12 protein-coding genes are annotated in these 19272 nt (G+C 61.7%); 5 read left to right on the top strand and 7 right to left on the bottom strand.

Going from position 1 to position 19272, the window contains the following annotated elements:
• Positions 1 to 410 precede the first annotated feature (410 nt).
• A complete protein-coding gene (locus J2858_RS19440) occupies positions 411 to 2180 on the top strand; it encodes a sensor domain-containing phosphodiesterase (protein ID WP_210106505.1) in 1770 nt (589 codons plus the stop codon).
• A 244-nt stretch (positions 2181 to 2424) separates the two neighbouring features.
• Positions 2425 to 3126, top strand: coding sequence for a pirin family protein (locus tag J2858_RS19445; RefSeq protein ID WP_210106506.1), 702 nt, complete (start codon positions 2425 to 2427; stop codon positions 3124 to 3126).
• A gap of 74 nt (positions 3127 to 3200) precedes the next feature.
• Here the strand turns inward: J2858_RS19445 and glpD are convergent, their stop codons facing one another.
• Entirely contained in the window at positions 3201 to 4712 is a 1512-nt protein-coding gene (gene glpD, locus J2858_RS19450; RefSeq protein ID WP_210106507.1) for a glycerol-3-phosphate dehydrogenase, read from the bottom strand.
• 373 nt (positions 4713 to 5085) lie between these two features.
• On the opposite strand from glpD, the gene J2858_RS19455 reads away from it, so the two are divergent.
• Genes J2858_RS19455 through J2858_RS19465 form a run of 3 tightly spaced genes read left to right on the top strand, consistent with a single transcriptional unit; the run spans position 5086 to position 8112 of the window.
• A complete protein-coding gene (locus tag J2858_RS19455) occupies positions 5086 to 6198 on the top strand; it encodes a hypothetical protein (protein WP_210106508.1) in 1113 nt (370 codons plus the stop codon).
• Positions 6179 to 7018 (top strand): DUF4198 domain-containing protein, encoded by an 840-nt coding sequence (locus tag J2858_RS19460; RefSeq protein ID WP_210106509.1) that lies wholly within the window; start codon positions 6179 to 6181, stop codon positions 7016 to 7018. The genes J2858_RS19455 and J2858_RS19460 overlap by 20 nt, the downstream gene beginning before the upstream one ends.
• Complete coding sequence (locus tag J2858_RS19465) at positions 7015 to 8112, top strand: HupE/UreJ family protein (protein ID WP_210106510.1); 1098 nt, start codon at positions 7015 to 7017, stop codon at positions 8110 to 8112. The genes J2858_RS19460 and J2858_RS19465 overlap by 4 nt, the downstream gene beginning before the upstream one ends.
• Positions 8113 to 8137: 25 nt before the next feature.
• Here the strand turns inward: J2858_RS19465 and J2858_RS19470 are convergent, their stop codons facing one another.
• The 6 genes from J2858_RS19470 to J2858_RS19495 form a co-directional block, all read right to left on the bottom strand.
• Positions 8138 to 11008, bottom strand: a complete 2871-nt coding sequence (locus tag J2858_RS19470; protein ID WP_210106511.1) for a patatin-like phospholipase family protein — start codon at positions 11006 to 11008, stop codon at positions 8138 to 8140.
• A gap of 28 nt (positions 11009 to 11036) precedes the next feature.
• Entirely contained in the window at positions 11037 to 12929 is a 1893-nt protein-coding gene (locus J2858_RS19475; protein WP_245366729.1) for a GMC family oxidoreductase, read from the bottom strand.
• Between the two features lie 64 nt (positions 12930 to 12993).
• Positions 12994 to 15525 (bottom strand): hypothetical protein, encoded by a 2532-nt coding sequence (locus J2858_RS19480; protein WP_210106512.1) that lies wholly within the window; start codon positions 15523 to 15525, stop codon positions 12994 to 12996.
• 380 nt (positions 15526 to 15905) lie between these two features.
• Complete coding sequence (locus tag J2858_RS19485; protein WP_210106513.1) at positions 15906 to 17195, bottom strand: Gfo/Idh/MocA family protein; 1290 nt, start codon at positions 17193 to 17195, stop codon at positions 15906 to 15908.
• 67 nt (positions 17196 to 17262) lie between these two features.
• Positions 17263 to 18369, bottom strand: coding sequence for an ABC transporter ATP-binding protein (locus J2858_RS19490; protein ID WP_210106514.1), 1107 nt, complete (start codon positions 18367 to 18369; stop codon positions 17263 to 17265).
• A gap of 28 nt (positions 18370 to 18397) precedes the next feature.
• Positions 18398 to 19243, bottom strand: coding sequence for a carbohydrate ABC transporter permease (locus J2858_RS19495; RefSeq protein WP_245366807.1), 846 nt, complete (start codon positions 19241 to 19243; stop codon positions 18398 to 18400).
• Between the last annotated feature and the right edge of the window lie 29 nt (positions 19244 to 19272).

Raw genomic sequence — 19272 nt, forward strand, 5'->3', positions numbered from 1 at the left:
GAACATCGGCAGACACTGGCCCGGTGCATCGTTCAAGGGTCAGACAGTTGCCGCCATTTCGCGATCCTCAAGATGATCCCTGGAAAAACGTAACCCGTCGTGCGGGTAACAGTTTTGATACTTGTGCTCGGGGTGGAAAGTGGATACCAGCCATTAAGCATGTCGACATACACATAAGCTAATTTAGCCAAAACCTGTTGGTCTTTGGGAAATACGGCTCATAGTCAGGAATGGCAGCTATGGATATAGCGCATGGCATGATGCCTTGCCGAGCAGATGCGCGAATTCAGTCGTCCTTGCAGGCGTCCTGAACGTGCGAGCGGCTTGCCTGATTTCATTGAACACCACCACTCTGCGCCGCATGCACCCGCATTGCACGGGCCTTCAAGTGCAAGGATTAAGAGCCGAAGATGAATGCCTCCGACGAACTGGCGCGGCTGAATAGCCTTCGCAACCTGCGGCTTCTTGATACCCTGCCCAGCGAAAGTTTTGACCGCATCACGCGGCTTGTCGCCTCCTATTTCAACCTGCCCATCGCCGCCGTCTCCTTGACCGACGTCGACCGCCAGTGGTTCAAGTCGAAAGTTGGGGTGGAGCATGACCGCATTCCGCGCCACAAGGCGCCGTGTGCGGAAGTGGCCGAAACCGGCCGCATGCTGGTGATCCGCGATTTTCACGCGGACAACTATTACGCCGACAGCACCCTCGGCAATGCCGGCATCCGCTTCTACGCAGGCGCGCCGCTCCTGACGCCGGATGGCTATGGGCTGGGCGCGCTCTGTGTGCTGGGCGCCGAGCCGCGCAATATCACCGATGACGAAATGGCCACATTGACGGATCTGGCCGCCATGGTGATGGACCAGATCGAACTGCAGCATGCAGTGGGTCGCATAGAACCCTCGAGCGGCCTGCCGAACCGGTTCCAGTTGCTGAACGACCTCTCCGACCTTGCCCAGCGCAGGCCCGGTGGGCAGCACATCATCAGCCTGCTCGATCTTGCCCAGACGGCGCAGTTCGACAGCCTGTCGCGCGTCATGGGTCCGTCCTATCTCGACAGCCTGATCCGCAGTGTCGCGCGCATCCTGAACACCCATGTCGGCCAGGACTCGACGCCCTATCACGTCGGCCCCACGCAATTTGCGTTTTTTGCACCAGCCGCCACCGACGCCGATCTCTATTCGCAGACCTTGCTGGATATCCTGACGGAAATCGAGCGACAGAGCGATTTCCACATGACGATGACCCCTTCGATCGGCGTCATGACGTTTGATCCGACTGAGATGCAGCCCGAGGACGTGTTGCGGTCGCTGCAGAGCGCCGTGCAGGATGCGCGCGACAGCGATACCGGGATCGGCTGGTTTTCCTCCGCCACCGATATGCGCCACCGCCGCAATTTCCGTCTCCTCCAGGATTTTCCCGTGGCACTCGAAACCGAGGACGAGCTTTTCCTCGTCTTCCAGCCGCGGATGGATCTCGACAGCGGCAGCGTCGAGATTGCCGAAGCGCTGCTGCGCTGGAACCATCCGGTTCTGGGCCCGATCTCCCCGGCGGAATTCATCCCCATCGTCGAGGCTTCCACCTTCGCCCGTGGGCTGAGTGCCTGGGTGATCGATCAGTCCTTGCGCCAGCTTGCCGAATGGAAGGCCCAGGGGCTCGATTTCAAGCTTTCCATCAACCTGTCGGCACTCAATCTGGAAGAACCGGATTTCTTCGAGCGGATGATGGACAAGCTTAAGGACTATGCCGTCGATCCCGCCTGCATCGAGCTGGAACTCACGGAAACAGCCATGATGAAGGAGACCGATCGCGCGCTCGACCTTCTGCAGAGACTGACGGACACGGGCATCCGGCTTGCGATCGATGATTTCGGCACGGGCTATTCAAGCCTTGCCTATATGCAGAAATTGCCGGCCACGATCGTCAAGATCGACCGCTCCTTCATTACCGACATGGCGAAGGGCCATCGCGAACGGGTTCTGGTGCGCTCGATGATCAACCTGTCGCACAGCCTCGGCTACCGGGTGGTGGCGGAAGGCGTTGAATCGGCAGAGGCCTCCGATCTGCTGCAAACGATGGGCTGCGACGAGATCCAGGGCTTCTGGCTGTCGCGCCCGATGCGCGCCGACGCCCTCAAGGACTGGCTGGCGGACCACACTTCCCGTGCGTCCGGCCTCGCCTGACATCTGAGGCCGGGTCAGGCTGCATGGGCCGACCGCCCAAGACAGGCCCCATAGTTGTCGCTTTCGAAACAATCTATTGAGAATTATTGCTCTTCCGAAACGCCGCGCCCTGCCCCATCTTGAGGTCACGGCGCCAGACACGGCGCGTGACTGCCAGGAAAGAACGGCGCAAGCACGGTGATCCTGGAACAGTCCCTATAGTAGCAAATGCTTGGCGTTTCGCGCGAGCAGACGGAGGCTGGCAATGACCCTCATCCACGAAAGCATGAATCGCGGCCATACCGATACCGGCTGGCTGAACAGCTATCACACCTTCTCCTTCGGTGGCTTTCAGGACCCGACCCGCATGGGATACGGCGCTCTGCGGGTCATCAACGAGGACTGGATTGCACCCGGTTCCGGCTTTTCCGAGCACGGCCATGCGGACATGGACATCCTGACGCTGGTTTTGTCCGGAAAGCTCAAGCACAAGGACACGCTGGGCAATCTCGTCACCATTGCGCCTGGAGAAGCACAGCTGATGTATGCCGGAAGCGGTGTGCGCCATTCGGAGATGAATGCCTCCGGCCGGGATTCGGCGCATTTCCTGCAGATCTGGCTCATTCCCAACCTGTTGGGTGGCACGCCGCTCTACCAGCAGGCCGCCCTTCCCGCCGAGCGGGGGGACGGCGGCTGGTCGCTTCTGGCAAGCGGCAGGGCCGGTGACGCGCCGCTGACGCTTCAGTCCGACACGCAGCTCTTCATCGCCAATGCCCGTGATGGCGACCGCACGCCGCTTCCGACGACCGCAGGGCGGCTTGCCTTCCTGCACATCATCGAAGGCGTGGCGATGCTGGAGGGGGAAAGGCTCGCCTCGGGTGATGCTGTCGAGATCGGCGCCGGCCAGTTCGAAGACCTCACCTGGATCACCGACGGGCGCGCCCTGCTGTTTGACATGGCGCGCTGACACAGTGTTGAACCTGCCGCCCGGCTTGTTTTCCGGGCGACAGGTTCAACGCATTCCGATGCGGCACGATGGGCTCAGGCGGCCATCGCCGCCTGCAGATAATCCTCAAGCCCACTGACTTCGTCACGGGTGAGGAACAGACCCTGCTTGGTCCGCCGCCACAGGATATCCTCGGCCGAAACCGCCCATTCCCTATCGATCAGCCAGCGCACTTCGACCTCATAGAGCGTGCCGCCGAAATGGCGACCCAGATCTTCGGCCGTCTTCGCCGAGGACAGCAGGCTGCGGGCATCGGTTCCATAGCAGCGGATCAGCCGCTCGGCATGGCCGCGCGCGAGAAACGGCGCGTGTGACATCAGTTCGGACACCGCCTTTCCGGCACCCGTTACCGGGAAATCGCCACCCGGCAGATGGCTGCCGGCCGTCCACGGCTGGCCCTTGGCACCGATCACTTCGGCAATCTTTTCCAGTGCGTGCTCGGCAAGGCGCCGATAGGTGGTGAGCTTGCCGCCGAAGACGTTCAACAGCGGCGCACCGTCCTCTGGTGCTTCCACCTTCAAAACGTAATCGCGTGTGGCTTCCTGGGCCTTCGAGGCCCCGTCATCAAACAGCGGACGCACCGCCGAATAGCTCCAGACGATATCCGCCGGAAGGATCGGCTCCTTGAAGTAATCGCTTGCGGCATCGCAGAGGTAATGGACCTCCTCCTCGCTGATGCGCACGTCCTTCGGGTCGTCCTTGAAATCGCGGTCGGTGGTGCCGATCAGCGTGAAATCACCCTCATAAGGAATGGCGAAGATGATGCGGTTGTCCGGGTTCTGGAAGAAATAGGCGCGGTCATGGTTGAACTTCTTGCGCACGATGATGTGGCTGCCCTGAACGAGGCGCACATTATGGGCATTGTTGCGGCCCATGGCGCCAGCCAGAACCTGGTCCACCCAGGGGCCGGCGGCATTGACAACCATGCGGGCACGATGCGTTTCGGTTGATCCGTCGCGTGTCGATTTCGTCGTGATCACCCAGTGATCCGCCTCGCGCTGGGCAGACACGACCTTGGCACGGCTGAGAATGGTCGCGCCGCGGATCTGCGCATCGCGGGCATTGAGCACCACCATGCGCGCATCATCGACCCAGCCGTCGGAATATTCAAACGCCCGACGGAACTCCGGCTTCAACGATCGGCCGGCCTCGTCGCGCGCGAGATTGAGCGTCCGTGTTGCCGGCAGCAGTTTTCTGCCGCCCAGATGATCGTAGAGGAACAGACCGAGCCGCACCAGCCAGGCGGGCCGCACCCCTCCCTTCTGGATGGGCAGCACAAAGCGCAGCGGCCAGATGACATGCGGCGCCATGGCCCACAGCACTTCGCGCTCCATCAGGGCCTCGCGCACCAGGCGAAATTCGTAATGTTCGAGGTAGCGCAATCCGCCATGGATCAGTTTCGTCGCACCGGACGAGGTGCCGGAGGCAAAATCATTCATTTCTGCCAGGACCACCGAATAGCCACGGCCGGCCGCGTCACGCGCGATCCCGCAGCCGTTGATCCCGCCACCGATCACGAAAATGTCGAAGAGGGGCGCGCGCGCCATGTTTCATCTCCCTGCGTCATGCTTCAGCGCATTTTGTGAAACGAAATATAATCGATCAGAAACGAAATTCAAATGAAATTGAAACGAAGGCAGGTACCCCCTGCCCTGCCTCCGTCACCCAGGAACCTCTTCCACTCAGCCACAGCGGGAAGCGCAGACAGTAAAATCTACCTTGAAGAGCATTCACTTTGGTGCAATTCTACCAATACGGGTACACTCAATATCAGCTCTCGCGTGCGGTGTTTCTCTCAAGGGTGTGGAGGCGACAATGGGCAGGCATCTTCGGCAGATGGCGCAGCGGATGGCTGACGCTCTTTACAAGCGCAGCATGAGACCGGCAGGGAGGGGACTTCAACGACTTGCGGCAGTCCTGATGATCGCATGCCTTGGCTGGGTGGGCGTCGCGCAGGCCTCGGACCATGCCGATCCAACCAATCTGATGGGGCCGGAAAGCAATATCACCGATCTCATCTTCTTTCCCGAGAACGACCGGCTGATCCTGATCTTCAACGTGCGCCGCTCCTTGAGCACGAAGCCGCCCTATGATCTCTCACCCTATGTCTATGAGGTGAACCTCGATCTCACCACCCCGATTTCCTTCGACAATGCCGCTGATGTCGCCCGATACGGCGGCACGGTGAAGGAGCCGTCAAAGCTTCATGCCGATGCCAAGGTGCGCATCCGGCTCAATAATGACGCAGGCCTTGATCGGATCGAATACGAGGGACTGCAGAACACGGCAGATATCGTAACCAGTTTCGGCGTCCGTGACGATCCGTTCAACTTTCCCCGCTTCTACGGCGTCAACGCCATCACCATGGCATTGAGCATTCCGCGCAATGCTTTCCCGGCCGGCCAGAAGGATTTTATCCTGTGGGGCACGACGGCGAAGGACGGCCAGCAGATAGACCATGTCGGCCGCTCCATCCGCACGCAACTGCCGCGCTTTGGCTTTCTCAATACGGTTGCCGCCAATGAGCAGGTGCCGGCGCTTCTCAAGCAATCGACCCGCACGAACGACATCTACAATTTCCTCAAGGGAAATACCGAGTGGTGGTCGAGAGCGCTCGCCGAACTGATGGAGACGTCGTTTCTCCTGCGCAAGTACGACAACCAGCCCGACGTGATGATCTACAGCGACCGCTTCCCCGTCGGCTATCCGAACGGCCGGCGCATCAGCGATGACGTGGTGGCGCAGACCTGCGCTGCGGGTGATTGCCTGCTGATGGACATTTCCTTCATCGAGGGCGGCTTTCCCCGGTCCACTAAAAATGACAAGGAATTCCTGCCGCAGTTTCCCTATCTCGCCGAGCCGTGGCCGGATAAGCCACCGGCCCCGCCGCCCACCCGTTCGCTCACGCCCTATATCGTTGCAGCCGTTATCGTGCTGCTGCTGGTGTCCTGGGGTCTGGTGCAGGGACTGCGCATCCTCCTGCGCCACCTCTGGCGGGTCATCCGGAACGTCTATGCGCTGGCCACGACGTAGGACGGCAAAAGCGAGCTGGCCGCTGCGGTGGCCAGCACTCTCCCTTGCAACGATCCTCCTTCTTTCACGACCTGCCGCTGCCCATGATTTCTGGATCGAGCCCTCGAGCTTCACCCCCGGCGCCGGGGCAGCCGTGGCCCTCGATCTGAAGGTCGGCGAGGAATTCGTCGGCGATTCCGTGCCGCGCCGGGCGCAGGCGATCGATGTGTTTACCCTGCAGTCCGGAACGGACGCCCCGCGCCCGGTCTCGGGCGCCGACGGCCTGACGCCGGCAGGCATGACCGCGGTCGGGGGCGAAGGCACCGCGCTTATTGCCTATAGCGGCGAAGGCGGCACTGTGAGCCTGCCTGCCGATCGCTTCGAACGCTATCTTGAAAGCCATGGCCTGGAATGGGTGATCCGCGAGCGGGCGTTACGCCATGAAAGCCTGGAGCCGGGGCGGGAGAATTTTTATCGCCATGCAAAGGCGCTGCTCGGCGGAATGGTGGCCGATCCGATGCTCGCCAGCAAGGCCCTTGGCCAGAGGCTCGAAATCCTGGTCGATGGCGATCCGACGCAGGACGCGGCACCGATCCTCACGGGTCGGGTGCTCTGGCGCGCTGAACCTCTGGCGGGCGGGCTTTTGATTGCGCGCAGAAAGGACGATCCGCGTCACCCGCTCACGGTAAGAACCGGGAGCGACGGACGGTTTTCGCTGCAGATCCAAAACGGCGGCATCTGGCTGCTGCAGATCGTCTGGATGGAACGCGCCGGCTGGTTCGCCCATGAGGACTGGCAAAGCCATTGGTCATCCCTCACACTCCAGAGACCACAGCCATGACGACGTGCCGGGTCCGCGCGCTCATCGTACTGCTCCTCCTGCTGCTGCCTTTGCCGTTCATAGCTGTGACGACAGCCGCGGCGCATGATATCGGCGACAGCCGCGTCATCATCGCGCATGACGCCGTCTCCTGGACGGCGCTGTTCACGACCGCGCCGACAGCCCTCATCAACCGGCTGGAACTTCTGGCCGACCGACCGCCCAGCCGGGATCTCGACGAGCCGAAGGCACGTTCCCTTCTCACAGCGTTTCAAGCCGAACTGCCCGCCCATTTCCACATCGCCATCGATGGAGCGCCGGTGCCTATCACGGTCGGGATCGAGCGTCTCGAGTTCCCGACGGACGTTTTGCGGCCGGCGGTGCTTGTCCTCAAGGTGGCAGGGGCGATGCCGGAGAATGCCACGTCCATGACCTGGCAATTCGATCTGTTGAAGAGCCGCTATGCGCTGCAGCTCGCCGGCCGCAGCTACTGGCTGGAGGGCGACGAGGCAAGCCCGCCTCTGCCGTTTCACCCCGGTCCGTCAGAAACGCTGCCAAGGCTTGTCGTAGACTATCTCCAGCTTGGCTTTACCCATATCCTGCCCGGCGGGCCGGATCATGTGCTGTTCGTGACCGGGCTCGTTCTTCTATCGACGCGCCTGCGCCCCCTCATCACGCAGATCACCGCCTTCACCGTGGCCCATTGCCTGACGCTGCTGCTTGCGCTGCAAGGGGTGATTGCCCTGCCGGGTTCTGTGGTGGAGCCGCTGATTGCGCTGTCGATCAGCTATGTCGCCGCCGAGAACATTCTGGTGCGGCAGATGACGCCATGGCGGCCGCTGCTGGTCTTCGGCTTCGGGCTGATGCACGGGCTGGGTTTTGCCGGCGTGCTGACGGAGCTGGGGCTTCCGGCCAATTACCGTCTCGCCGCCGTGATCGCCTTCAATCTCGGCGTCGAGGCGGGCCAGCTAGCCGTCGTCGGCCTCCTCTTCGGCCTTGTCCTCTTCTGGTGGAAGGACAAGCCGTGGTACCGTAACCGCATCGTCCAGCCGCTCTCGGCCGCAATCGCGCTTGTCGGTTTCACCTGGACGGCAACCCGCATCCTTGGCTTCTGAAGGAGAACGCGCAAGACCAGCCCTGTCATTCGGCAGCCGCTGCCTCGCCCGCCGCCGGTCGCCACGGCACCACAGTGCCGGCGGCCGCCTGGCATTGGCGCGAAAAGGCGCTCAAAAGTGCTTCCAGGTCACTGCCCGGCACGGTCTTGGCGAGATCGCAGAGCAGTTGGTCGACAATCTCGAAGCCCAGCGAACGATAGCTTTCGAACTGCGACTCATCGAACCACTGATCCGCGGTCGGATCGTGCGGAAAGGTCTCGTCCTCGTTGGCATAGGCCCGGATACCGGCCTCTTCCGTGCCATGATAGCTCGGCTTGATATAGAGGATGTAGCCATCCTCGCCTGCCCCGTCGGCATCGGCATAATGAATGTGCCCGATGGTGCAGTAGGGCGCAGAGCTTGCCTTTTCGCCGGCGCGGATGCGCGGCCGCAACTGGTCGAGATAGGGGAAGGAAACGGACACGCCGAGGTCGATCTGGATCTTGCGCACCGCATTGCCGAGATCGGCAAAGGTGAAATCGGGATCGCAGCCGGCATCCGACAGCACGATCAACCGGCAGCGTCGGCGAACCATCTCGTAAAGGCCAAGGTTCTCGAAATGCCCACCATCGGAGAGATTGATATAGGCGCGGTCGGACGTCGTGCGCCCGAACGCTTCATCGAACCAGGGCACGATGGCCTGACGGGGACCGCTAAGCTGCCAGGTGTTTCTGCCCGGCTTGCCCGGGTTTCCGAGCCACCAGCCGAGACGGATGTTGAACAGTGCAAAGAGAAGCGTGACGGACGGGGCGGAATTATAGCCCATGTTGGGATTGGCGGCGGCGCCTGAGACGGCCATCGCCGTTCCGAGCGAAATCCCCTGCTTGCCGCCATAGCTGTTCGCCGGCCGATAGGCGCCGGCATAACGGCCGGTATGACCTGCCCAACGCGGGCACGGGTCGAGATCGGCGGCACCGGCATGGCGCGGTGTCACGACGAACGAGATTGCCTTGCGCTGCTGCCAGGCCTTGTTGCTGGTGGACACGACGTTCAGCGTGCAGTTGACCACGTGGAAGAGGCGCGAAACACCGGGCTCATTCGCCGCTTTCGCCTGCGGCCAGATTTGATGCATGGGCGGATTGTCGTCCATATCAAAGCCGGTAAACGGGTTCGGCTTGCGGGTTTTGTGAGTGGCACCGAGGTAGGCCCGAACCAGCCGGTTGCGATAGAGATCATGCAACGAAAAACGGTTGATGTTGACGCTGCGCGAGACGACAGCGGCAAGCACCCCGAGCACGGCTCCCCCCAGAAGGAGCCTCTTCAGCACTTCGACCTCTGCGACCGGCGGCTCCAGCTTGATACCGAACAGCAGCGTATCGAGTTCCGTCCCATCGGCACTGACCGTGACAGGCGCCTGGGTGGCATTGGCGAGAAGCAGATCCAGCAGCGATGCCCCCAAAAGAGCGTAGTCAAGCACGCCCGAGAGAACGATCAGCAGCAGAGCAAGAAACACCTGGCCGCCGGCGAGCTGGAGAAATTTCCTGACCCGTGCCAGCGATCCGGCCACGACCCCGCGTTCGCCGCCGCCCCCATCGCCTTCGCCGCTGCTGACAAGGGCAAAGCCTGCCGTTGCAGCAAGACCGCCACCGGTCAGCGAGCGGTAGACATAGCCCGTATCGTTCAACAAGGCGTCCATCAGGCGCGAGCCGAGCACCCCCAGCACGACTGCTGCCGTCCAGCAGACACCGGCCGCTACAAAAAGGCCGGCGGCACGCGCGAGCCATTCCCGCTGTGCATCCGACCGGGTTTCGCTACTGGTAGCGGCCACATAAATGGTCTCGGCAGTGATCTGCGCCATCAGCAGCCAGGGCGGACCGAACACGACAAGCGCCAGAAGTCTGGCCGGCGCATAGGCGATATTCACCACCAGCATCAGGCCGACGAGCACGGAGCCACTCCAGACGAGGCCCGCCACCACCCAGCGGGCAAGCCTCAGCCAGGGATCGTGCAGCGGCCCGATATGTGAACGAAAGGACAGGAGGAAGCTTGCGGCAAACATGGCCGCCCCGAAAACGAGGACAAGCGGGACTGACGGCGCCGCGGCATCCCAGCCGATGGGCAGAATGGCCCAGGTGGTCAGTAAGGCGCCACCGAATGCGGCAGCCAGCAGATCATACCTGACGAAACGAACCTGATCGCCACCGCGGCCATCGCTGCGGGAATAGTTGGTGAGCGTGTAGCGCTGACCGACCAGCAGCAGCAGCACCCCGCCACCGAACAGTGCCCATCGCGCGGCCTGTAGATCCGCCAAAGGGCCTGTTGCGCCGATCGAGGCGATGCTTACCAGCACAATTTTCAGCGCCAGAAGCGCTGTCGCCAGGGCCGAAATGACCAGAAGCCAGATCAACACAAGATTGCGCACGACGATGGAGGCGGCTGTCCAGGTGTCGACAGATGTCAGCCCCACCTGCGGCGTCAGATAATTGCTGTCGCGGCGCAGATCACGGATGGGTGCCGGCTCGACATCCGGCCTTTCCGGCCGCGCCGTCAATTGCCGCTGGACATCGACAAAGCTTTCGCGGCTGAGCCAGGCCGACAGCCAGCTGCCGATATAGCCTCCGCCCGACACGGTGGAGAGATAGCGAAACCGCCCGAGCAGGGCATCCTGCGGCTCTGCCGGTTCGTTTGCCGATCGTCGCGGATGGATGGCCAGCGCCTGGATGACGCCGAGCGCAAAGGTTGCGCTGCGGATACCGCCGCCGGAGATGCAGAGCGCCGACCGGTTCAGCCGGTTCAGCCGGCGGTTCAGCGCCACGCCGTGCACGTCATGAGGTATGACCTCGCCTTCGATCTCGAACGCCTCCTGCCGCAGCAGAGCTTCCGTGTCGGTCGGCATTCCCAGGAAGTCTTCGTCCATCACATCCCCCTTTCGGTTTTGCGATCCCTCAGGCGCGGCCGGATTGTTGCAGGATCACCTCTGCTGCCTTTTCGCCGATCATGTAGACGGCACTCACGATGAAGAAGCCGGGAATGCGGGGAAACACGCTCGCATCCACCACCCGCAGGCCGCGCACGCCATGCACGGTAAAATCGCTCGCCAGCACGCCGAACCGGTCGCGCGGGCCGATCGGGCAGGTGCAGGAGGCATGATGCCCCCAGGCATTGTCGCGCACGAACTGTGCCAGTGCCTCGTCGCTCTGCACCTGCTCCCCCGGCAGATGCTCCTTGACGATGAGGCCGAGCTTCTTCAGCGGCGCCGTCATGGTGCGCACGAACTTGATACCGGCAACGACGGAATCGAGATCGGCACCGTTCTGATCATTGCCTTCCTCGAAATAATGAAAGTCGATCTGCGGCCGGTCGCGCGGATCGCTTGAGCGCAACGTCACGGTGCCGGCGGTATTGACCGTATGCGCCTTGAGGATTGCCCAGGTGAGATAATTGAGGTGAGCGGGAAACAGCGCCGAATAGCCGGGGAAATAACCGCGAAACAGGCCAAGCAGCCCGAAGCAGAAGAGATCCGGCAGCGGTCGTTCCGGTAGTGAGCGCTTGATGACGGCAATGACGGCACCGTTCGTCGTATAGACACCGTCGCGTCGGTTTGCCCACGCCTGATACTGCGGATCGCCGGCGGCGAATTTCGCCCCCTTCAGAACCTCCCAGTCGGTATTCATCTCGTTGACGACGCCGACCTCGTAACGATCCTGCATGTTACGGCCGACACCCGGCAGGTCGACGCGCACCTTGATGCCGTGTTCTTCCAGATGAGCCTTCGGACCGATGCCCGAGAGCATCAGCAGTTGCGGCGTGTTGAAGGCCCCGCCCGACAGGATGACCTCGCGCGAGCACAGGATCTCGCGCCGCTCAGGCTCGACCACGGCTGGATTATAGGCGGCGCGGTAAAGCCGTTCGCCCTGCATCACCTCGACACCGATCGCCTGGTTGCGGGCGTCAAACAGCACGCGGGTCACCAGCGTATCGAGAAGCACCGTCAGCCGGTCGGGATAGCGCGCCTGAACCTCCAGAACGCGCTCGCGCGTACCCAGCCGCTGGTGGTTGTGGTTGGAGAGCGGCGGATAACGGATACCGGTGGCGTTCTGGCGCACAAGGCGCCAATCATTGGGATCGCCTTGGCCCTGGACAGTCCAGTCGAACCCCTCCTCCCGGTTGGGCTGGGCTTTGCCCGCCTTGACGGCGCTGTCGAGGATGGTGGTAACCAGTTCCCTGTCGCCAAGCGCCTGCAGCGGAATGGCCTTTTCGGTGCGAAGCCAGCCCTTCCAGCCGTGACGCGTCGGATTGATGCCGAGCTTTGCCAGCCAGCGATAGAGGAAGAAGCGATGGTGGCAGTTTTCCATGCGCTCGAAGATTTTGCGCATGTTCTCATGGTTCCAGCTGTCGTCGCCGGTGAGTTCGGCTATGGCGTCCCAATCGTCATTGTGCGGATAGACGAAGATCTGCGCATTGTGCGCGGTACAGCCGCCGAGCGTTCCGGCCCGCGGATAAAGCACGCCATCCTCTTCGGCGACGAATTTCGGATCGCGCTCCTGCAGCTTTCGGCTGGAATAATGCCGCACGAAGAAATCCCACCGCATGGCGGTGTTTTCGGACGCGAAGGGATGCATGACAGGGACATCATAATCATCCGGCAGGCGGTTTTCCCCCGGATAGGCCGGATCGCCGCCTTTCAGCGTCCGCGGATCGCCGCCCGCCTCGATCAGCAGAACCGTCGCGCCGGCTTCCGCAAGCCTTGCCGCCAGCGTTCCGCCGCCGGCACCGGATCCCACGACGATATATTCGAAATCCTTACCCTTATGGCTGGTGACATTTTCCATAGCCATCGACCCGTCCCCCAAATTTGCCTGGAAAAGGAAAAAGGGCGGGGCTGTGACACCCCGCCCCCGCTCAGAAGGTCTTCAGGAAGGCGATCAGCGCTTCCTTGTCGGCATCGCTCAGACCTTGCGGAGCCGGTACGCCTGCAAGGCTCGGCACCTTGTCGCTGCCGAAATAGTGGCCGCGATTGACTTCGAAGTCGGCGCATTTGCTCAGCGCCAGAAGCGGGTCCTTGAGATTTGCAAACACCTTGATCGCGTCCGCGTCGCTCGCATTGGCACCCAGTTCCTTCAAGTCCTTCTTGATCTTCAGGAGAAGCGAGACGAGCTTCACGTCCTGGTCAAGGTTCTGGATCTTGCTCGCCTGATCCAGGCGCAGTTCGAGGTTGGACAGGATATTGACCGGCGTGCCCTTCGGAACTGGTCCGATCTTGACGCCGCCATCGCCGAACAGCCATGGCAGGTAGCGCTCCAGAGGCCCGACGAGCTTGGCAAGACCTTCCGGCAGATAGCCGGCCGGCACTTCCAGGTAGGAGGTCGTATCGGTGCGGTAGATCTCGCCCACGCCCTTGGCGCCAAGGACCGGATCCTTCTTGCGCGTTTCGGGCCACAGCATCTGGCGAATGCCGGCCTCGAAGGCCTTGACGCGATACTCCACGCTCGGATTGGGACTGTCATAGCCCATGTCGTCGCCGACGCTGTTGTTGAGCAGATAGGGCGCCGTCGACCAGAGGCTCGCCAGGTTTGCCGGTCGCGAATAGCCGCGACCGCCAGCCGGCATGGCATAATCCTTCGCCTCGCCGGTGAACGGATCCTTGATCTTGATCGTGCCGACGGAGGGCAGGTCCTTGTAGGACTGGGAGGTGAAATTATCCCAGATATTGCCGCCAATGCCGTTGGTCGCCAGCGGCGAGCAGGCATTGGTTTCCAGAAGCGTCACCGGCACGCGCATTTCCGTCGACAGATAATTGCCGTCGAGGAAATCGGGGCGAAGTGCGATCTCCACCATGGCCTTCTTGTAGGCCGGCGTCTGGACATAGCCCCAGTAGGCGTTCCAGCGCTTAATATAGTCCGGCCCGACACTGTCGCGCGGATCGACGCCTGCCGGGAAGTCCGGCTGCTTGGCCGAATGGCAGGCCGCGCAGTTTTCGGCAAAGACCGTCTTGCCGCGGGTCAGCGTTGCCTCATTTGCCGTCAGGAACTGCTGGCCGGACGGGGCATCCTTCAGGTGGTGCGGCGCACCGATGGATGTGTTCAGGAAGAACTGCGCAACGAACGGCGTCTGCTCTTCGGTGGCCTGCCAGTAGACGGAATTCTTGCGACCATCCTCGATGCGGATGGGGCTTACCGATTTGCCACCGACAAGCGGATTGAAGTGCAACAGCCATTCCTCGCTGAACAGGCCGATATTGATATAGACGCGGTTGAGCGCACCGAGCACGCCGACGGAATCGGCACCGTCCTTCAGCACATGCGGCGTCCAGACGGTGTCCGGCGCCTTGTAGGTGGCAGCAAAGGCCTCATAGCCCGGGAAATCCTTGAACTGCTTGTTGTCGAGCCCGCCACCACCAAGCTTTTCCTTGCCGAGCCGAAGCCCAAGCTCCACGCGTTCCTTGGTCTGGTAGACCGCATTCATCGTGCGCGGATTGTTGATATAGTCGGTGGAGACCAGCGAGGTATCGAGCGTTCCGGGTTTTGCGGTGTGCACGAGCTGGAAGATGAAGTTCTTCTGGTTGGCATCCCAGGAGAAGATACGGTCGATCCAGAAGAACTGCGCGCCGACGACCGAGGAAAGGTTTTCCCATTTCGGATTGTTGGGATCGGCCGGCGAATTGGTGGGATCCGGGCCGACGTGGCAGAAGCCGCAGCCCATGCCGACGCGGTAAGGACGCACGAGGTCCTTGCGGTTGTAGTAGCTCGGATCCTTGTAATAGCGCTCGGCGTCCCAGTCCTTGGCGGCCTTCTCGTCAAAGGCGGGGTTGGGAAACAGCCGCAGACCGACGATGCCCGTCGGCTCGCCGTAATAGGACCCGACCGGCAGAACCTTGCCGGTCTTCGGATCTTTCGTCTTGCCGCGCCCGCCAATGGCCACGCCCTTGTATTTATCGGCATTGGCAAAGGGATCGGCGGCGCATTTGTCGTCCCGCACATCAAGCCACAGGCCGAAATGGTCGGGATCGGGCTTTGTCGGCTTGGCAAAGCAGGGTTCGTTGACGAGCCCGAGATAGCTCCAGCGGTTGTCGTGCGATGCCTTGAGGCCGGGATAGCTGGAAATCGTCTTCAGGAGGTCGAAGCTGCCGAAGGAGGAATTGGTGAGCCCGTCCCACAACCGGTCATTGCCGCCGGTCCAGACGATCCAGTTGTTGCGGCCCTTCACCTCGGCGGCAGAGAGTTTTACGCCCTTATAGCCGCCGTCCATGTCGGCGAAGAAATCCTCATCTGCCGCCGGGAAGGACTTGAGGTCCCGGCCGGCGAGCATCGCCTCGTCCTTCACCTGGCCGGGCTTCGGTCCACCGCCACCGGTCAGAAGAGATACCGCGACGGCAAGCCCTGCCACCACAACGACCACACCGGCGGTCCACCACACCCATTTGCGCTTCGCCATTTCCGCCCCCTTGAACACCTTAAAGGTGTATCGACCGCAAAAGCCCCAATAGGTAGAGTTAATGCTCGTTCAAGTGGATTGGCAATCGGTTTTTCATTTAAAGGTAGTATTTTTTGAATAACACGCGCAGAAAGAGCGCGTCTGGAAGACTGCGTGTCGCGCAGGACTGTCAAAAGCCAGTAAAAGTCAGGGGAGAAGCCGTTCTTGTCTCACGGGATCGCTTGTCGATGCCGCAGATGCCCAAGGATGACAGGCACGGAAGCGCAACCGCGAGGCGCGGTGCTTGGGTCAGAGAAGTGGCAGGACAGGCGCAAAGCGCAGCACATCCCGGCCGTGAGCCGGATGCACTGCCGGAAGAACAGGCAGCCTTGGGGCCGAGATCAGATGCGAATGTTGCGCGCCCGCAGCATCGGCTGGATATGGACGACCGAGCCGGTGTCGATCGAGGCATTGGCGGCAATGCCGGTCAGAATGGACCAGGCGCCGGCCACATGATCGGAGGCACGGCCATAGCGGTCGGGCTCCATCCCCTCCGGATTGAAGATATAGCCGAGCATGACCGGATCGGCCCCGCCATGCGACCCTTGCGCCTTCGGCACGTCGAGGAGCCTCGGCCGCTCGCCGGCAAGATGCAGTTCCGTGGTAATGGCCTCCTCATCGGCATGATCGCGCACGCCGCCAAACACGCCATGCACCTCCACATGCCGGTGGGTGATTTCGCCCTTGGTGCCCTGAAACTTGATCTCCAGACCCTCCCAGGGTGAATAGGCCGTCAGCGTGTAATTGGCGGTGACGCCCGAGGCATAGCGGATATGGGCCTGCATCGTATCCTCGATGCCGATCTCCTCATCGAACACACAAAGGTCGCGGAAATAACCGTCCTCGTGCTCGGCCTCCAGATAGAGTGCGCGCAGATTCTCGTCGGCGGCAAGATCCAGACGAACCGGACAGGCATCCGCGACCGGACAGAGGGCGCAGCGCGGTCCCCGGTCCTGCAACCCCATTTCGACGGCCGTTTCCGGCCTGTAGAAGACGCGCCGCCCCGAGGCCAGAACCTCCGTCGGCACCGTGCCCAGCCACCAGTTCAGAAGATCGAAATGGTGGGTGGATTTATGCACGAGAAGGCCGCCCGAATTTTCCTTCTGGCGATGCCAGCGGCGAAAATAATCAGCGCCATGCACGCGGTCGAGATGCCAGCGGAAATCCACGGCCGTCACCGTGCCGATGACGCCCGACGAGATCAGTTCCTTGATCTGCGTGCGGGCCGGCGAATAGCGGTAATTGAAGGTGACCTTCACCTGGCGGCCGGTGCGCGCCTGCGCATCGACGATCATCTTCAGCCGCGACAGATCAATCGTCAGCGGCTTTTCGCAGATCACGTCGCATCCGGCTTCGAAGGCGCGCACGATGTAATCGGCATGCAGGAAATCGGGCGTTGCCACGACCACGGTATCCGGCCGCTGCTCTGCGATCAGCCGGTCGAAATCGCCCGCCAGATAGGTTGCGACACCGTTGGTGCCCGGTTTCGACACGGCCTTTGCCGCTTCGCTGAGGCGATGCGGGTTGCTGTCGCAGAGCGCCACGATCTCATGCCGGTCGGCGTAATCCTCGGTTACCGCATCGCGAAACATCTGATGGCGGGAGCCACATCCAACAATTGCTATCTTCAAAACCGTCTCTACCTCGTCTCATCAGCGGTTGCGTCCGGGAGGGACGCCCGCTCTTCCTGCCGTCGGTTCAGTGCGTGCCGGACACGCCCTGCTGTGCAAAGGCTGAAGCTTGCGGCTCGACCCGCTCTCCGCTCGCATCGAAATAATGGAGGTCGGCCATGTCAAAACCAATCGGGACGGTCTGCCCGGCACGATAGGCGGCCTGGCCGCCCGCCGTTGCCAGCAGGATCTGCCCGCTCGACAGCGCAATGTGCAACAGCGTCTCGTTGCCGAGATATTCGACAAGTCGGATCACGCCCTCGCCTACCACGTCGCCGGCGCCGATGCGCAGCGACCCCGGCCGCACGCAGAGCGTCAGGGCGCTATCCGTGGTCGGCAGCTGCGGCAGTGAAAAATCGCCCAAGCCCTCGACATTTGCCGTGCGCCCGCCTGCCGTCACCTTTGCCTCCAGCTTGTTGATTTTCGGCGATCCAATGAAACCGGCGACAAAGAGGTTCTGCGGGCGCGTATAAAGCTCCTGCGGGGTGCCGACCTGCTCGATCTTGCCGGATCGCAGGACGACGATGCGGCTTGCCATGGTCATGGCTTCCACCTGGTCATGCGTCACATAGATCATCGTGGTGCCGAGGCGGGCATAGAGCGAGGCAAGTTCGGCGCGCATCTGCACACGCAGTTCCGCATCGAGATTGGACAGCGGCTCGTCGAACAGGAAGAGCTTTGGCTCGCGCACGATCGCCCGGCCGATGGCAACGCGCTGCTTCTGGCCACCCGACAGCTGGCGCGGCTTGCGGTCCATCAGCGGCTCGATCTGCAGGATACGGGCGGCATCCGCCACCCGGCGCTCCACTTCGGCGCGCGGCATGCGGAAGTTCTGCAGGCCGAAGGCGAGGTTTTTGCGCACGGTCATGTGCGGATAGAGCGCGTAGCTCTGGAACACCATCGAAAGCTCGCGCTTGGACGCTGGCAGGTCGTTCACTACCTGGGCGCCGATGGCAACCGTTCCGTCGGTGATATCCTCAAGCCCGGCGATCATGCGCAAAAGTGTCGACTTGCCGCAGCCGGAGGGGCCGACGAGCACCAGAAATTCGCCGTCGTGGATATCGAGATTGAGGCCCTTGATGATCTGCAGGGCGCCGTAGCTCTTGCCGACATTGCGCAGTGTCAAACCCGCCATTTTGCTTTCCTTGTTTCCTGTACGGCGCTTATTTCATTCCGGACGTGGCAATGCCGCGGACGATGAATTTCTGGAAAAGGACGAAGAAGAGAACGACCGGCACCAGCGAGAGCACCGACATGGCAAACATCTGGCCATAGGCGGACTGCCCCTCCTGATCGAGAAAGAGGCGAAGGGCGAGCGGCACCGTGTAGCTCTTGATGTCGTTCAGATAGATGAGCGGCGCCAGAAAATCCTCCCAGACCCAGATCATCGAGAAGATGGCGGCCGTTCCCATGGCCGGCAGCGACAGGGGCAGGATCACGGCCCAGTAGATCTTGAAGGGCGAGCAGCCGTCGATCATCGCCGCCTCGTCCAGTTCGCGCGGAAGCTGGCGGAAGAACTGCACCATCAGGAAGATGAAGAAGGTATCGGAGGCCAGGAAACGCGGCACCACCAGCGGAAGGTAGGTATCCACCCAGCCCAGCTGCAGAAACTGCACATATTGCGGGATGAGCACCACGTGATACGGGATCATCAGCGTCATCATCATCAGCGCGAAGAAGAAGTTGCGGCCGGTGAACCGCAGGCGCGCGAACGCATAGGCTGCAAAGGAGCAGGAAATCAGGTTGCCGATGACCGAGAGGACCGTGACGATGGCCGAATTGACATAAAACACCGAAAAGGATTGCGGCAGCGCATGCCAGCCGGCGCTGTAATTGTCGAATTTGAACGTCGAGGGCCAAAGGTCGAGATTGCCGAAAATCTCGTTCTCCGGCTTCAGCGAGGCCGACAAAAGCCAGACCAGCGGATAGAGCATGATGAAGGACACGCCGATCAGAAAGGCGTGCTTCAGGAGGCGGGCATTCCGATCGCGCTTCTTGCGCTGGAGCATGAAGGCATGCGCAAGGCGGGTGGCCTCGT

The sequence above is a fragment of the Neorhizobium galegae genome (genome assembly GCF_017877135.1).
Lineage (GTDB): Bacteria > Pseudomonadota > Alphaproteobacteria > Rhizobiales > Rhizobiaceae > Neorhizobium > Neorhizobium galegae_A.